The organism is Pseudomonas frederiksbergensis, from assembly GCF_003732705.1.
Lineage (GTDB): Bacteria > Pseudomonadota > Gammaproteobacteria > Pseudomonadales > Pseudomonadaceae > Aquipseudomonas > Aquipseudomonas frederiksbergensis_F.
The window spans coordinates 34,271-50,216 of sequence record NZ_MOBR01000042.1 but is presented as its reverse complement, the minus strand read 5'-3'; the positions used below and the strand labels follow the sequence as shown (position 1 = coordinate 50,216).

Annotated in this window: 13 protein-coding genes; 6 read left to right on the top strand and 7 right to left on the bottom strand. The window is 60.3% G+C overall.

The features are described from left to right. Positions 1–38: 38 nt before the first annotated feature. The 7 genes from BK667_RS29475 to gcbA form a co-directional block, all read right to left on the bottom strand. The gene (locus BK667_RS29475) at positions 39–602 is read right to left on the bottom strand and encodes a Fic family protein (RefSeq protein WP_259698263.1); all 564 of its coding nucleotides are present in this window, start codon (positions 600–602) and stop codon (positions 39–41) included. A gap of 216 nt (positions 603–818) precedes the next feature. Next, complete coding sequence (gene accC / locus BK667_RS29470; RefSeq protein ID WP_123599684.1) at positions 819–2,174, bottom strand: acetyl-CoA carboxylase biotin carboxylase subunit; 1,356 nt, start codon at positions 2,172–2,174, stop codon at positions 819–821. 17 nt (positions 2,175–2,191) lie between these two features. Beyond that, a complete protein-coding gene (gene accB / locus BK667_RS29465) occupies positions 2,192–2,653 on the bottom strand; it encodes an acetyl-CoA carboxylase biotin carboxyl carrier protein (RefSeq protein ID WP_123599683.1) in 462 nt (153 codons plus the stop codon). A 48-nt stretch (positions 2,654–2,701) separates the two neighbouring features. Then, positions 2,702–3,154, bottom strand: a complete 453-nt coding sequence (gene aroQ, locus BK667_RS29460) for a type II 3-dehydroquinate dehydratase (RefSeq protein ID WP_123599682.1) — start codon at positions 3,152–3,154, stop codon at positions 2,702–2,704. 131 nt (positions 3,155–3,285) lie between these two features. Then, positions 3,286–5,049, bottom strand: a complete 1,764-nt coding sequence (locus tag BK667_RS29455) for a protein-disulfide reductase DsbD (RefSeq protein WP_123599681.1) — start codon at positions 5,047–5,049, stop codon at positions 3,286–3,288. A gap of 191 nt (positions 5,050–5,240) precedes the next feature. Then, positions 5,241–6,284 (bottom strand): methyl-accepting chemotaxis protein, encoded by a 1,044-nt coding sequence (locus BK667_RS34110; RefSeq protein ID WP_375538751.1) that lies wholly within the window; start codon positions 6,282–6,284, stop codon positions 5,241–5,243. A 955-nt stretch (positions 6,285–7,239) separates the two neighbouring features. Further along, on the bottom strand, positions 7,240–8,910 hold the full coding sequence (gene gcbA / locus BK667_RS29445) for a diguanylate cyclase GcbA (protein WP_123599680.1): 1,671 nt from the start codon (positions 8,908–8,910) through the stop codon (positions 7,240–7,242). A 290-nt stretch (positions 8,911–9,200) separates the two neighbouring features. On the opposite strand from gcbA, the gene BK667_RS29440 reads away from it, so the two are divergent. From BK667_RS29440 to BK667_RS29415, 6 genes are all read left to right on the top strand, one after another. Then, positions 9,201–10,268 carry a DUF2333 family protein gene (locus tag BK667_RS29440; protein WP_123599679.1) on the top strand — a complete coding sequence of 356 codons (1,068 nt, stop codon included), beginning with the start codon at positions 9,201–9,203 and terminating at the stop codon, positions 10,266–10,268. A 3-nt stretch (positions 10,269–10,271) separates the two neighbouring features. Then, positions 10,272–10,829 carry an NUDIX hydrolase gene (locus BK667_RS29435; RefSeq protein WP_123402341.1) on the top strand — a complete coding sequence of 186 codons (558 nt, stop codon included), beginning with the start codon at positions 10,272–10,274 and terminating at the stop codon, positions 10,827–10,829. Between the two features lie 279 nt (positions 10,830–11,108). Next, complete coding sequence (locus BK667_RS29430; protein WP_123599678.1) at positions 11,109–11,480, top strand: translation initiation factor Sui1; 372 nt, start codon at positions 11,109–11,111, stop codon at positions 11,478–11,480. A gap of 214 nt (positions 11,481–11,694) precedes the next feature. Further along, a complete protein-coding gene (speA, locus tag BK667_RS29425; protein ID WP_123510781.1) occupies positions 11,695–13,608 on the top strand; it encodes an arginine decarboxylase in 1,914 nt (637 codons plus the stop codon). A gap of 233 nt (positions 13,609–13,841) precedes the next feature. Continuing rightward, entirely contained in the window at positions 13,842–15,140 is a 1,299-nt protein-coding gene (locus tag BK667_RS29420) for a contractile injection system protein, VgrG/Pvc8 family (protein ID WP_123510779.1), read from the top strand. Continuing rightward, positions 15,137–15,934 carry a DUF4123 domain-containing protein gene (locus BK667_RS29415; RefSeq protein ID WP_123599677.1) on the top strand — a complete coding sequence of 266 codons (798 nt, stop codon included), beginning with the start codon at positions 15,137–15,139 and terminating at the stop codon, positions 15,932–15,934. The genes BK667_RS29420 and BK667_RS29415 overlap by 4 nt, the downstream gene beginning before the upstream one ends. Positions 15,935–15,946 lie beyond the last annotated feature (12 nt).

The following is a 15,946-nucleotide window of genomic DNA, read 5'->3' as shown; positions in this document are numbered from 1 at the left end:
TCGAAAGCGGCTTTGTTGGTCTGGATCACATCTTGATGTTAACTCCCTGAATTTTTGGCTTTGAGCCATTGCAGTCCTTTGTTTGTCACGCGATAGCGTTGTAATCGGCTGTTAGGTTGTTCTGGGAGCGTCATTTCAATGACCCCGGCAGCGATGGCCGGCAGTATGTAGGCCTTGCGGAAGTGGTCGGCGTTTTTCAGGCTCATAAAAGCTTGAAGCTCTTGTCTGCTCATTTCGCCGTCGATCACCTTCAGCAACGCAGCGACTTCCATGGCGACTTCCATGGTGACTTCCATGTTCGTTGTATCAGTGCTCTGTGATTGAGGGTGTGCGGGCAGACGCACGACATATGAAATCCTGTCGTCGTCGGATTCAAATAGCGGCGCGGGCGAACCGTTGGCGGCCATGACCTTAAGTATTTTCGGAATCCCGGTCGAACGGCCCTCGGTCAGGTCCAGCTCTTTCAGGAACTCACCAATTCGCCGGTTGCGGTACCGGCGGCTCACGGCGCGACCGGTTCGTAAGTCTTCCAGGCGGATTGAGCGATCGGGTCCGGGGAAGCTCAAAATCACCAGTTCCTCGTGGCTGATGCGGACCTCGATCGGTTCGCTCGCTCTCGACGGTCCGCTGGCGTAGGAGGTCGTTGAGATTGATGGGCAGTTTTTCAGGCATAGGCAGGCTCTGGTTCGTCAACGTTGCGTTGATTAGGGGGCGATTATAGCCAGCCCCGACAGACGAATACCTGACAGTTAAATTGGATGAAACCTCCAGAAACAACAAAGCCGCTCGAAAGCGGCTTTGTTGGTCTGGATCACATCTTAATGCTGGTTAGCCAGCTTGTGTTCCAGGTAGTGGATGTTGATTCCACCTTTGCAGAAGCCTTCATCGCGGACCAGGTCGCGGTGCAGCGGGATGTTGGTCTTGATCCCGTCGACAACGATTTCGTCCAGCGCATTGCGCATGCGCGCCAGGGCTTCGTCACGGGTTGCGCCGTAGGTGATCAGCTTGCCGATCAACGAATCGTAGTTCGGCGGAACGGCATAGCCACTGTACAGGTGCGAATCGACGCGAACGCCGTTGCCGCCTGGGGCGTGGAAATGCTTGACCGTGCCTGGGCTTGGCATGAAGGTTTTCGGGTCTTCGGCGTTGATCCGGCATTCAAGGGCGTGACCGCGGATGACGACGTCTTCCTGGGTGTACGACAGCTTGTTGCCAGCGGCGATGCTGAGCATCTCCTTGACGATGTCGATGCCGGTGACCATTTCCGATACCGGGTGCTCAACTTGAACGCGGGTGTTCATTTCGATGAAATAGAACGCGCCGTTTTCATACAGGAACTCGAAAGTACCTGCGCCACGGTAGTTGATGTCGATGCACGCCTTGACGCAGCGGGCGAGGACTTCCGCGCGAGCTTTCTCGTCGATGCCCGGTGCCGGCGCTTCTTCGAGAACCTTCTGGTGACGACGTTGCAGCGAGCAATCGCGGTCGCCCAGATGGATCGCGTGACCCTGACCATCGGAAAGAACCTGGACTTCCACGTGACGTGGGTTGGTCAGGAATTTTTCCAGATAGACCATCGGGTTGCCGAACGCCGCGCCTGCTTCGGAGCGGGTCAGTTTGGCCGAGGAGATCAGGTCTTCTTCTTTATGCACAACGCGCATGCCGCGACCACCGCCGCCGCCAGCGGCTTTGATGATCACCGGGTAGCCGACTTCAAGGCCGATACGCAAGGCCGTTTCTTCGTCTTCCGGCAGCGGACCGTCGGAACCCGGAACAGTCGGGACGCCGGCAGCGATCATGGCGTGCTTGGCCGATACCTTGTCGCCCATCAGGCGAATGGTGTCAGCTTTTGGGCCAATGAAGGCGAAACCGGAGTTCTCGACCTGTTCGGCGAAATCGGCGTTTTCCGCGAGGAAACCGTAGCCTGGGTGAATGGCGGTAGCGCCGGTCACTTCAGCGGCAGCGATGATCGCCGGAATGTGCAGGTAAGACTTTGCAGCCGATGCCGGACCGATGCAGACGGATTCGTCCGCCAGACCCAGGTGCATCAGCTCTTTGTCAGCCGTGGAATAAACGGCGACGGTCTTGATGCCCATCTCTTTGCAGGCACGCAGGATCCGCAGGGCGATCTCACCGCGGTTGGCGATCAGAACTTTTTCCAACTTCGCAGTCATCAAAGTCTCTCCGCGGTTCAAACGATGGTGAACAGCGGTTGGTCGTACTCAACCGGCTGGCCGTCTTCGACGAGGATGGATTCGATCACACCGCTGGTTTCAGCTTCGATGTGGTTCATCATCTTCATGGCTTCAACGATGCACAGGGTGTCGCCTTTCTTCACGGTCTGGCCCACTTCAACGAAGGACGGCGAGGACGGGGAAGATTTGCGATAGAAGGTGCCGACCATAGGCGAACGGGCAACGGTGCCGTTCAGTATAGGTGCGGCCGGAGCAGCAGGGGCGGCGGCAGCCACCGGAGCAGCGGCAACAGGTGCCGGGGCCGGAGCGTGCATTGGCGCAGGAGCGTAGTACTGCTGAGCCGGGGTTTTGCTGTGACGGCTGATGCGTACGGACTCTTCGCCTTCCTTGATCTCGAGCTCGTCGATGCCGGACTCTTCCAGCAATTCGATCAGTTTCTTAACTTTACGGATATCCATGAATCATCAACTCCCAAGGGTCGGTCAGGGGCGTTCAACGCTTGTTGTTCAAGCCGTTGCCTGTCTTTCAAGCTGCTCTAGTGCGGCCTCCAGGGCCAGTCGATAACCGCTGGCGCCAAGGCCGCAGATCACTCCCACCGCTACATCGGAGAAGTAAGAGTGATGGCGGAAAGGTTCGCGTTTGTGCACGTTAGACAAATGCACTTCGATGAATGGGATGCTCACCGCCAGCAGCGCGTCACGTAATGCGACACTTGTGTGTGTAAAAGCTGCTGGATTGATCAGAATGAAATCCACACCTTCGCTGCTGGCAGCGTGGATGCGGTCAATCAATTCGTACTCGGCGTTGCTTTGCAGGTGCAGCAAATGATGACCGCCCTCGCGAGCACGGCGTTCCAGGTCCTGGTTGATCTGCGCCAATGTCGTAGCGCCGTAGGTGCCCGGTTCACGGGTGCCGAGCAAGTTCAGGTTGGGTCCGTGCAGAACCAGTAGCGTCGCCATCTGCTGTTCCTTGTTATCTGTGTGCAATTGTCAGAACCCGGCGACTATGCCGCAAAGCGTTTGTGACTGTCCAGTTCTATGCAATAGCCAGCACGATGGCCGATGTTTGCGCGAAATATATGACCGAGTGATTAAATCCGGTCATTCGCTTTGTCGACACGTTCGGCGAAGTCTTTTGCATTGATCTCGCCGATTACCCGCACATCGGTGTGCTCGATGCCGTCTTCATCGAAAAGCATCAGCGCCGGAGGGCCGAATAATGTGTAGCGGTCGAGCAAGGCGCGTTGCTCGGCGTTGCTGGCGCTGACGTCGAAGCGAATCAGACGATAACCCTTGAGCCCTTCCACGACTTTGGCGTCGTTTAGCACTTGGTGTTCGATCACTTTGCAGCTGATGCACCAGTCGGCGTACCAGTCCAGCAGCAGCGGGGTGCCCGATGTTTTTGCTTCGGCGAGGACGCGATCGAGGTCGCCAGGGGTGGTGACGGTTTGCCAGGTGCCGGTGCGTTGCGTCTGTTCGGTGGTTACGACAGTGCGTGACTGGCCAATGGGATTGAATGGATCGGTCTGGCCGCTGAATGCGCCGTACCAACAGGCCAGGGCATAAAACACCAGAAACATCCCCAGCAATTGCCCCAGGCGTTTTCGAGGAGGTTTGTAGACGAACTCCAGTGCGCCCATGAACAAACCGATGCCACCGGCCAGTAAGCCGATCAACAGCAAGGTGATCTGGCCCGGCAACACTCGACTGAGCAATCCCACCGCCAGCCCCAGCAGCAGCACGCCAATGGCGTTTTTCACATAAACCAGCCACGGTCCGCTTTTCGGCAGCCAGGCTGCGCCGCCAGTGGCCACCAGCAACAGCGGCGCGCCCATGCCCAGGCCCAGCACAAACAGTTTCAAACCGCCGCCCAAGGCATCGCCGCTGGCGCTGATGTACAGCAACGCACCGGCCAGGGGCGCCGAGACGCAAGGTGAAACCAACAGGCTGGAAACCACGCCCAACACCGCCGCGCCCCACAACGAGCCACCTTCGGTGCGTCCGGCAATCCGGTCCAGTCGGCTGCTGATGAAGTGCGGCAGTTTCAGTTCGAAGACGCCGAACATCGCCAGTGCAAATACCGCGAAGAACATCGCGAACGGCACCAGCACCCAGGCCGATTGCAGGCGTGCCTGAAGATTGAGTTGTGCGCCGAACATCCCCATCAACGCGCCGAGCAGGGCGAAACACGCCGCCATCGGCAGTACGTACGCCAACGACAGATTAAAACCGCGCAACCCGCCGACCTGACCGCGCAACACCACGCCGGAGAGAATCGGCAGCATCGGCAGCACACACGGGGTAAACGTCAGGCCCAGGCCGGCGAGGAAGAACAGCGCCAGTTCGCGCCAGCTCCAACTCGCCTTCGTGGTCGCGACCTTGTCGGCGATCACCGCGCCGCTGCCATCAATGCTCAACCGCTCGGTTTCCGGCGGATAACACAGGCCTTTGTCGGCGCAGCCCTGATAGGTCACGGCCAGGGTGAATGCCCGTTGATCGGTGCGCGGCAGCTCTACATCGAGAATCCCGTGGTAAACCTCGACATCGCCGAAGTACTCATCGTGCTTCTTTTCACCGTTGGGCAACTGCGCAGCACCCAGGGCGACATCGACCGGGTCGGCGCGGAACTGGAATCGGTGGCGGTAGAGGTAGTAACCCTCGGTGGCGACGAAACGCAACTTGATGGATTGCGGCGTGCTTTCGACCAGACTCAACTGAAAGGCTTCGCGCACCGGCAGGAAGTCGGCGCTGTTGTTGATCGAGCCCAGTGTCGGACTGGGCCGACTGTCCAGCAATCCGGTGGCGGAGACCGGCAGGGCTAGGACTAACAGCAACAGGCAGAGCAAGCGGCGCATGACAATCTCGCGTATCGGAAGTGGGGGCATGATAGCGGACGGCAGCAAGGATTGCCCCGCCCCACTGATCGTTCCCACGCTCTGCGTGGGAATGCCTCAACGGACGCTCCGCGTTCGGCTCTGAAGGGACGCGGAGCGTCCCGGGCTGCATTCCCACGCGGAGCGTGGGAACGATCATGCAGGGCGGGCTATCAGACGCGGAAGGCTTGAACGGCTGTATGCAACCTTCCGCCCAACACCAACAGATTCTCCCCTTGCTCGCGCCCCTCACCAATCCTTAGCAAGTTATCCCCACCCAACTGGTGAATCCGCTCGCTGTGATCGCGGATCTCACTGACCGCGCCACTCTGCTGCGCCGTGACATCGGCAATGCGCACCGCCGTGTCGGCGATGGTCTGGATCGCGTCGACGATTTTATCCAGCGCCCCGTCAGCGTCTTGTGCCTGATTGGCCGTGGCTTCGGCGTGTTCGACCTGGGCGCGCATGCCTTCCACCGATTGCCGGGCGGCGGTTTGCAGGCCGGCGATCAAGGTCTGGATCTCGGCGGTGGCGCCGGCGGTACGTTGCGCCAGCGAGCGAACCTCTTCGGCGACCACCGCAAAACCACGACCCATTTCCCCGGCGCGGGCCGCTTCAATGGCCGCGTTCAGGGCCAGCAGGTTGGTCTGGTCGGCAATCGAGCGGATCACGGTCAGCACGCCGCCGATGGTCGCCGACTCTTCAGCCAGGTGTTCAATCATCTGCGCATTGCCTTGCACCTCGCCCACCAACGCATGCAACCCGGTGAGGCTCAGGCCGATCACTTTCTGCCCATGCTCCACCGCCAGCCCGGCGTTGCGACTGGCATCAGCCGCCTGGCTCGCATCACCGGCCACTTGTTGAATGGTGGCCTCCAGTTCACCGAGGGAATCGCGGATCAGCGCGGTATCGCCGGCCTGATGCTCGGCGCCGCTGTGCAGGTCGTTGCTCAACTCGGCCAGGGTGCGGCTGCTGCCGGCAACCTGTTCGGCGTTGAGGCGAATGGTCCCGACCAAATCCACCAGGTAAGCGCGCAAGCGATTGAGCGAGGCCTGGATGTCATGCAGCTCGCGGTTGGTCTTGCCCAGTTGAATGTCTTGGCTGAAGTCGCCTTCGGCCCAGGTCGAGAGGGCGGGCGCCAGGTTGGTCAGAGTCCGGGCCAAGCGGCGTTGCAAGGTGTCGATCAGCAGTGCGATCAGCAGGATCAGGCCGATCATCAGCCCTTGCATCAAACGCACTTCGCCCTGGATCTGCCCGTGCTGGGCGCGCACCACCGGTTCCAGGCCGGCGATGGCTTGCTGCACCGCAGTGATTTTCGTGTGCGTCGCGGCACTCAGATCAGCACGTTTTTGAATTTGATCTCGGGTACGCGCCAGCTCCGCCGGGTAGCGGGTGAGCAGACTGTTCAACTCACGCTTGAGGCCGACGCCGGCATCTTCGGCCGCGGCTTTTTCGGTGTTTTCCAGGCCCATCATCGCGTTGAAATCGTCGGTGCTCGATTCCGCGCTGGTCGTCACGCCGAGCAGCGGCAAGGCATCCAGTTGCGTTGCTTGGGCGCGAATGCTGGTGACTTCACGCTCGACATCGGCGGCCAGCTCGCTGCGGCCGCTGCTGACCAGTTTGTCCCGGGCCAGGGACAGTTTGCCCAAATGCTGGGAAGCGGCGAGCAACGGTGTCAGATACGTCGCGTTGGTGCTGGCGTATTGGCTCAGTTGATCGAGACTCGCGCCCAATTCCCGTTCGGCCTGGAGCAACAGCGCTTGCGGATCACCGGCGAGTTTGCCGGCGGCGAGCAGGTCAGTCTTGCTGAATTCTTCAAGGCTCGACAGGCTCGGGCGCAAGGTGTCGGCCAGGGCTGGCGGCAGTTCGGCGAGCTCTTTTTGCAAACCATCGATGGCCTGGCTGGCGCTGCTCAGGCGCAAAGCATCGCCGCTGGACAGGTAATCCTCGACGTTGCGCGCCACTTCATTTTGAAACTGCTGGGATAAACCGAGGTAGCGCTCCATCAACAGATAGGGACGCTCCAGGGCCTTTTGCGACCACCACAATGTGGCGCCGAGGGCGACGCACACGGCGACCAGCAGGAGAGTATTGAGGTTGGTCAGCAGCTTCAGGCGCATGGCGGGTCTACCAACGGCAGAATGGTAAGCGCCTGAATTTATTGCGTTTGTGTTACAGGGTTATGACCGAATCAGTGGATTCCGATGAAAAAGTGGCACTTTGCTTTGACGCCCGCGCGGCTTGCACTCGGTTGCGTCCGGCGTCCTTGGCGCGGTACAGCGCCTCGTCCGCCTGGCTGGCCATCATCAGGCTGTCGGAATCTTCGCGCAGCTCGACCACCCCGGCGCTGAAGGTGCACCAAAGGTCCTGTGGCTGTGCCGGGTAGTGAATTTCGGCAAAGCGCTGACGGATTTCGTCGAGCACCTTATGGGCCGATTCGACATCGGTATCCGGCATCACAATCGCGAACTCTTCACCGCCGTAACGGCCAATGAAGTCGGTCTTGCGCAGTCGCTGTTTGAGAAACAGCGCCAGACTCTTGATCACCCGGTCGCCCATCGGGTGGCCGTGGCTGTCGTTGACCCGTTTGAAGTGGTCGATGTCGAGCATCGCAAAGCTCAGCGGCTTGTTCTCGCGGCGGGCGCGGAACGAGCAGTCTTCGAGCAATTGCAGAATGTGGGTGTGGTTGTACAAACCGGTGAGGCTGTCGCGGACCATCCGTGCTTTGAGGTTACGGGCGCGGGCGGCGCGGTTGCGCACGGTGGTGATCAGGTGCCGGGGCTTGATCGGTTTGGTCAGGAAGTCATCGCCGCCCTCGCTCATGGCGTCGAGCTGCTTGTCCAGATCGTCTTCGGCCGACAGGTAAATGATCGGCACGCTGACGTAACGGTCGTTGTGGCGGATCACCTTGGCCAGTTCCGTACCGGTGCAGGCCGGCATGTACATGTCGAGGATGATCAGGTCCGGCTGGAAGTCCGCGAGTTCGGCCATGGCCTGGATCGGTTCGATCAAGGTCCGCGTGACGATCCCGGCGCTGTTGAGCAGGCGCTCGGTGTGCAAGGCCTGGGCGCGGGAGTCGTCGATGATCAGCACTTTGTACGGTTCGTACTGGGCGACGCAGGTCAGGACTTCGATCTTCTCCAGCAGGCTCGACGCTTCGAGGGTGCCAGTGAGAAATTCCTGGCCACCGGCGCGCACGGCAGCGAGGCGGGTCGGGGTGTCGGTTTCGAGCAGGCTGAAAAACAACAGCGGCAGTGGCTCGTCGAGACCGACTTGGGCTTCGGCGGCCAGTTTCAGGCCGATGCCGGGACCGCTGAAATCCACATCCATGACAATCGCCGCCGGCAACCGCTCGACCATGGAGGAGCGAAACGCCGAGACGCTGTCCAGGGATTGCGCACTGAGCCCGAAGAATTCCAGTTGCTTGGCCAGCCGCTCGGCGCGATCGTGATCCTGCAACATCACGTAGATCGGCTTGCGCAGCGGCGGCAGAAAAGTCTGGTCCAGTTGATCGCCGTGACGCAGGCCGGTGCGGGACAGGCGTTGCATCAAACGGTTGAGGTCAGTGATCAGCCCGCTGCTCAGGCGTCCGCGATTGGCGTCCACCGCTTCCAGGGACTGGCCGATATGGCGCGCCAGTTGCGAGTGTTCCGGTTGTTCGAAGCGCTCGGCAAAACGCAGCAGGCGCAGGTTGGCCTCGCTCAGCTCGGATAAATCGGTGGTGGACCACTCGCTGCGTTGCAGGCGCTGCCATATCTCAAGAATCTGACGTGCCTGATGAATTACCCGCTGGGCAAAGTGGTGCTTGAGGCGCTCACGGCTGGGGTCTTCTGGCTCGGTCATATCCTGACTACTAGTTAGGGTGCATGCTGAGATCGACTGGTGGCTCTATGCTAGCACCTCTTTTCAGTCACATGAGTGTCGTACGTCAATAATCTGCAAAGCGACCTCATTCAGTTCCTGACCGACTGGTCGCATAGGCTCCAGGGCTGTGCTTCATTTATAGTGGCGCCTCGATCGATGCGATTGTATGGCTCGCTGTTTCCCGCAGGATTTAGGCGCGGTAAAAAGCGGCACGATGGCGTAGGGTTGTGGTCGAACCGATGAACTCAAGTGATTGAAAGGATATCGCCATGCTGGACTGGAAGAACCGCGCGGGCAGCGCACCTGAACGTGCCGCTGAACCGAAATCGGCCACCCGCAGCTATGTCAGCGGCCTGTTGTTCAGCCGGGCGCTGGCCACTCTGATTACCATTTACCTGTTGGTGACGATCGGCCTGGGTTGGTACTGGAGCGAAGAACCTGCGCTGTTTCCGGTCCAGCAAAATGCCCAGGTGGCTGCCGAGAAAGATGGCCGGCAGATGGTCGTCGGCTACACCACGGTGGAAACCCTCAAGACCGTTGCCGGTACGTTGCTGACCAAACCGGGCGGCTACATTTCCAACGACCGCTTCCCGCCAGGCCTGTGGATGGACAACATGCCTAGCTGGGAATATGGCGTGTTGGTCCAGGTCCGCGACCTGACCCGTGCCCTGCGTAAAGACTTTGCGCGCTCGCAGTCGCAATCGGCGGAAGATTCCGACCTGGCCAAGGCCGAGCCGCGTTTCAACTTCGATAACAAGAGCTGGGTGCTGCCGTCCAGCGAGTCGGAATATCAGGAAGGCATCAATTCCTTGAGCCGCTACCAGGCGCGTCTGTCCGATCCTTCGCAGAAAAACGCCTTGTTCTATGCCCGTGCCGACAACCTGAACAACTGGCTGGGCGATGTTGGCACCCGTCTGGGTTCGCTGTCGCAACGCCTGTCGGCCAGCGTTGGCCGGGTCAAGCTCAACACTTCGCTGAAAACCGAAGTGGTGGTGCCGGGCCAAGTGCCGCAGGTTGACGAAGAAATCGTCGAAACCCCGTGGATGCAGATCGACAACGTGTTCTACGAAGCTCGCGGTCAGGCCTGGGCCTTGTCCCACCTGCTGCGCGCCATCGAAGTCGATTTCGCCGACGTACTGGCGAAGAAAAACGCCACGGTCAGCGTGCGTCAGATCATCCGTGAGCTGGAGGCTTCGCAAGAGCCGGTCTGGAGCCCGATGATCCTCAACGGTAGCGGCTTCGGGGTGCTGGCCAACCACTCGCTGGTCATGGCCAACTACATTTCCCGGGCCAACGCGGCCGTGATCGATTTGCGTCAACTGCTTAACCAGGGCTGAGTCATGGTTGATAACGCCAGAGAGGCCGCCCATCGCGCGGCCTCGGATGCCGAACAGATCGCCTGGGTCGACGAACAGGACAACCTGCTCGGCGGCCTGGTCCGCAGCGACTTGCGCGAACGCGGGCTGATCGGGCGCGGCACCTACATCATGCTGTTCAACTCGGCCGGTGAGCTCTGCGTGCATCGTCGCACCCTGAGCAAAGCCATCTATCCCGGTTACTGGGACGTGGCGGCGGGGGGCATGGTCCAGGCGAACGAGAGCTACGCCGAGTCGGCCGCCCGTGAGCTGGAGGAAGAATTGGGCGTGAGCGGCGTGGAACTGACCGCCCATGATCACTTTTTCTTTGAGGACACCGGTAATCGACTGTGGTGTTCGGCGTTTTCGGCGGTGTGGGACGGTCCGTTGATCCTGCAACCGGAAGAAGTGCTCGAAGCGCGCTTTATCCCGATCGATCAGGTCATGCTGGAAATCCAGCAAAAGCCTTATTGCCCGGACTCTTTGGCGGCGTTGAAGCGTTATCTGAAGGCTCAGCAAACCGACGTCGCAAAGAAGGCATAAATTGGCGCCGATTGGCTCTTAGCAAGTCGGCTTTTTGCCGTTACACTGCGCGACCTTTTCAAGCTGAACCGACATTGCTCTTTGTAGGAGCGAAGCTTGCTCGCGAAGACGGCGGCACATCCAGAATGGGGTGCCTGACACACCGCTTTCGCGAGCAAGCTTCGCTCCTACAGGGTTTTACCGGTTCAGTAGCGCTGCCCCTGCCTGAGTGGGGCTTCGCGGTCGATGGCACTTGCCCAAGTGCCGCGACCAGTCTTTGTCCTCCCAAGAGGATTGCCGGTGGCCAAAAAAGCCGCATCCTTCGCCGCCCTTGGTGGCCTGGTATTTTCCACCGACGCAGGTCGTCATTGCCCGGATTGCAGCAAACCGGTGGACGCCTGTATCTGCAAACAAACCGTGATCCCGGCCGGCGACGGCATCGCTCGCGTGCGTCGCGAAAGCAAGGGCCGAGGCGGCAAGACGGTGACCACCATCACCGGCGTGCCGTTGGCCCTCGACGCGCTCACGGCCCTGGCCACCACGTTGAAGAAACGTTGCGGCACCGGCGGGGCGTTGAAAGACGGCATCATCGAAATCCAGGGTGATCATGTCGAGCTACTCTTGGCGGAGTTGATCAAGCTGGGTTTCAAGGCGAAGAAGTCCGGCGGCTAGCAGCCTCTGTGAAAACCACCCTCGGCTTGACCCGGTCCTGACAGCAGGCCTGGCGTCGCCCACATGGTTTTCACAGAGCCTGTTCTGACTGGTTTCTAAACTCACTGCGGTCAGCGAGGTCTATCCCCTCGTTGACGAACCGTCATTTTCATTCTTTAGACTGCGCCGGCCTGAACCCAGGCGACGCTCTATGACTTCTTTATAGGGGACTTCAATGTCCGTAAGACGCACACGCAAAGACGATGGCAGCCAATGGACAGTTGCGGACAGCCGCAGTGTTTACGGGATCCGCCATTGGGGGGCCGGATATTTCGCGATCAATGACGCCGGTCGCGTCGAAGTTCGTCCGAACGGTCCGACCAGTTCGCCTATCGACCTGTTCGAGCAAGTCGACCAACTGCGCAAAAGCGGTTTGTCCTTGCCATTGCTGGTGCGGTTCCCGGATATCCTGCAAGACCGCGTGCGTCAGTTGACCGGCGCCTTCGATGCCAACATCGAACGTCTGGAATACCAGAGCAAGTACACCGCGCTGTACCCGATCAAGGTCAACCAGCAAGAAGCGGTGATTGAAAACATCATCGCCACCCAGGACGTGTCCATTGGCCTGGAAGCCGGCTCCAAGCCTGAGCTGCTGGCCGTGCTGGCCCTGGCGCCGAAGGGCGGCACCATCGTCTGCAACGGTTACAAGGACCGCGAGTTCATCCGTTTGGCGCTGATGGGCCAGAAACTCGGCCACAACGTGTTCATCGTGATCGAGAAAGAATCCGAAGTTGAGCTGGTGATCGAAGAAGCGGCCTCGCTGAAGGTCAAGCCACAGGTCGGCCTGCGCGTGCGTCTGTCGTCCCTGGCTTCGTCCAAGTGGGCGGACACCGGTGGCGAGAAGTCCAAGTTCGGTCTGTCGGCGGCGCAATTGCTGTCCGTGGTCGAGCGCTTCCGCGCGGCGGGCCTGGATCAAGGCATTCGCCTGCTGCACTTCCACATGGGTTCGCAGATCGCCAACCTGGCGGACTACCAGCACGGTTTCAAGGAAGCGATCCGCTACTACGGCGAGCTGCGCAACCTTGGCCTGCCGGTGGATCACATCGACGTCGGCGGCGGTTTGGGCGTTGACTACGACGGTACGCACTCGCGTAACGCCAGCTCGATCAACTACGACATGGACGATTACGCCGGTGTCGTGGTCGGGATGCTCAAGGAATTCTGCGACGCTCAGAGCCTGCCGCACCCGAACATCTTCTCCGAGAGCGGCCGTTCCCTGACTGCCCACCACGCCATGCTCGTGGTGCAGGTCACCGACGTCGAGAAGCACAACGACGACGTGCCGCAGATCGAAAACAAGGAAGCGCTGCCGGAAACCGTGCAATGGCTGGTTGACCTGCTGGGTCCGACCGACATCGAGATGGTCACCGAAACCTACTGGCGCGCCACGCACTACATGAGCGACATCGCCACCCAGTACGCCGATGGCAAACTGACCCTGGCCGAGAAAGCCCTGGCCGAGCAGTGCTACTTCGCGGTCTGCCGTCGCCTGCACAACTCGTTGAAGGCACGTCAGCGTTCGCACCGTCAGGTGCTCGACGAACTCAACGACAAGCTCGCTGACAAGTACATCTGCAACTTCTCGGTGTTCCAGAGCCTGCCGGACACCTGGGCCATCGGCCAGGTATTGCCGATCCTGCCGCTGCACCGTCTCGACGAAGAGCCGATGCGCCGTGCAGTGCTGCAAGATCTGACCTGCGACTCCGACGGCAAGATCAAGCAATACGTCGACGAGCAGAGCATCGAAACCAGCCTGCCTGTGCACGGCCTGAACGAAGGTGAAGACTACCTGCTGGGGATCTTCCTGGTCGGCGCTTACCAGGAAATTCTCGGCGACATGCACAACCTGTTCGGTGACACCGACTCGGTGAACATCTATCAGAACGCCGACGGCAGCGTGTACCACGCCGGTATCGAAACCCACGACACCATCGAAGACATGCTGCGCTACGTGCACTTGTCGCCGGAGGAGTTGATGACTCATTACCGCGACAAATGCGCCAGTGCGCGCATCACCGCCGCCGAGCGGACCCAGTTCCTCGACGCGCTGCGCCTGGGCCTGACCCGTTCGTCTTACCTGTCTTCTTGAGGTAAGGCACTGCTCCCATCAGGTTGTCTGAAAATTTACTTCGCGCTGCGGAAATTTCAGATGACTTGGTGGGACGCTTCTTTCTTGCCAAGCGAAATGCCCCACATAAACGGCTACTAAAGCGATGTGGTCTTCTTTTCGCGTAGGTCATTTCCTAAGTTGTACTTCAGCTCTCTACTCGGCCATGTCTCTCAGCGAGAATCCCCGGCCGCCCCTCCTGTAGAGAATCGCCGATGTTCGATCCAGTCAACGAGCCGTCCTTTCGGCTGGATATTGCGGGCCTGCCCGACGCCTTTGAGGTCCTGGCCTTTACCGGTAGTGAAGCCATCAGCGAGCCATTTGCGTTCGAGGTGGACCTGCTGATTGATGACCCGAGCCTGGACCTTGCCAGCCTGCTATATCGTTCGGCGTTCTTGCAGTTCGAAGCCGCCGGGAACGGTATCCACGGGCAATTACATGAACTCGTCCAGCGTGAGCATGGCGTCTTGTCCCGGTTGTGCCGTGTGCGCCTGCGGCCGAAACTGGCGTGCCTGGCCCAGCGTTTCAGCCAGCGCATTTTCAGCGCGCGTTCGGTGCCGCAGATTCTTGGCCAGGTGCTCAAGGAGCACGGGATTGCCGGCAAGGATTGGCGTCTGGAGTTGAATGAAAGTTACCCGCCCCGGGATTTTTGCACGCAATACCGCGAATCGGACCTTCAGTTTTTCCAACGGCTGTGCGCCGAGGAGCGTCTTCACTACCATTTCGAACATTCCAGTCGCGGGCACTGTCTGGTCGTCGGTGACGGTCACGGGGCGTCGCGCCGTGCCGAAACCCTGGTGTTTCAGGACGAAACGATGTGTCGGTTCGAGGTGCAAGTCGGCAAGAAAGCGGTGCCGATTGCCGAGGGCCATACGGACCTGATGACGTTACGCAGTGGTCAACTGTTGCCACTGGCCGGGCATCCGGTCAGTGAGTGGAATGACCTGTGGCGGTTGATCAAGATTGAGCATCAGGGTGGTCAGGAACCGCTGTTTTCCTATTCCAACAGGATCCGCGCGGTTCCGTGGGAGGCGCCTTGGGTGGCGAGCCAAGGGCCGGCGAAACCGCAGATGCTGAGTCTGCAAAGGGCCTGGGTCGTGGAGGTTGAAGAGGAACAGCCCGATCCGTCGCGGCCGGTGGCCGTGCAGTTCGACTGGCTCTATCAGGGCGAAGGGGCAAAACCGGGTCACTGTTGGCTGCCGTTGGCCCCAGAGCTGCAAGGCGCGGCTGCCTCGCAATGGCGGGCGGGGGCCGAAGTGGTGGTCAGTTTCATCGGAGGTGACCCGGATCAACCGCTGATCACCGGACTGCTTCAGCGTCCGCCGGCCGTCGAGGTCATCGAAGTGCCGTCCCCTGAGCCTCAAGAAGCGGACGGTCTGCTGGCCTTGCTGCAATCGAGTGAACCGTTGGTGCTGCTGTGTCTGCTGCCCGGAGGCGGGAGTTTCAGCCATTGTCGGGAGCAGGTCTGCACCTGTCGGGCGGCGACGTTGTTTGGTCAGAGCGGTGCGGCATGAGCGGCGTGCAGACGCCTGACCCGACTTCGCAATGGCTGTTACTGGATGTGCCCGGCGCGCCCCAGTCGGCGGCCACGTTGCTGCGCCAATTCGGTGATGTTCGCTGGTCCTGGCTGTTCGAAGGCACCGAGTTGCATGGGTTGCGTGAGCAGGGCCCGGTCTTGGCGGCGTTACAGGACTGTCCGGCGCTGAGCGAGTTTTGCTACAGCGAGCCGCAGGCCTGGCAAGGTCTGCTGTTGGTCAGCGAGGTGTCGGCAGCGCAGTTGCTGGCGCACTTGCGGCGCATGCTCACGGTGACGTTTGGCCCGCATCACCGGGCCTTGCTGAGCTATTACAACCCGCATTGCGCCAGCTACTTCTTCGATGCCTGCGATGCTGAGGAACTGAGTCGCTGGCTTGGCCCGATCAGCCAGTTGCGCTGGTTCGGCGGCACCTGGGCCGATCGGGCGATCGGCAGCCAGGGTTGGCAGCAATTGCTCAATCCCGGGCTGGTCGTCAGCCCATTGGCGGTCGAAGAAACCCTCAGCCTTCGCCAGCGGGGAAAACTGCAAACCTGCCTGCTGGAACAACACACCTGGCGCTGGAGCCGATCCATTGGCACGGATTACAACCGCTTGTGGTCCCATGTGCAGGAAGGCCTGGCGCTGGGTTTCAGCGAACGCTCGGTGCTGGATGGCTGGTTGTGGCTACGCTTGCAGTGTCCCGGCGCTTTGCCTGCGCAGACATTGCAGGGGGTGACCCAGCAGGAGCGACTCGATCACCTGCGCAACCTGTGGCAGGGCAATCAACCCTGATCAAGAGGATTC

Bases quoted from the DNA above. Each gene is read 5' to 3' on its own strand.
- accC (WP_123599684.1), bottom strand. From the start codon at position 2,174: ATGACTGCGAAGTTGGAAAAAGTTCTGATCGCCAACCGCGGTGAGATC.
- accB (WP_123599683.1), bottom strand. From the start codon at position 2,653: ATGGATATCCGTAAAGTTAAGAAACTGATCGAATTGCTGGAAGAGTCC.
- aroQ (WP_123599682.1), bottom strand. From the start codon at position 3,154: ATGGCGACGCTACTGGTTCTGCACGGACCCAACCTGAACTTGCTCGGC.
- BK667_RS29455 (WP_123599681.1), bottom strand. From the start codon at position 5,049: ATGCGCCGCTTGCTCTGCCTGTTGCTGTTAGTCCTAGCCCTGCCGGTC.
- BK667_RS34110 (WP_375538751.1), bottom strand. From the start codon at position 6,284: ATGATCGGCCTGATCCTGCTGATCGCACTGCTGATCGACACCTTGCAA.
- gcbA (WP_123599680.1), bottom strand. From the start codon at position 8,910: ATGACCGAGCCAGAAGACCCCAGCCGTGAGCGCCTCAAGCACCACTTT.
- BK667_RS29440 (WP_123599679.1), top strand. From the start codon at position 9,201: ATGCTGGACTGGAAGAACCGCGCGGGCAGCGCACCTGAACGTGCCGCT.
- BK667_RS29435 (WP_123402341.1), top strand. From the start codon at position 10,272: ATGGTTGATAACGCCAGAGAGGCCGCCCATCGCGCGGCCTCGGATGCC.
- speA (WP_123510781.1), top strand. From the start codon at position 11,695: ATGTCCGTAAGACGCACACGCAAAGACGATGGCAGCCAATGGACAGTT.
- BK667_RS29420 (WP_123510779.1), top strand. From the start codon at position 13,842: ATGTTCGATCCAGTCAACGAGCCGTCCTTTCGGCTGGATATTGCGGGC.
- BK667_RS29415 (WP_123599677.1), top strand. From the start codon at position 15,137: ATGAGCGGCGTGCAGACGCCTGACCCGACTTCGCAATGGCTGTTACTG.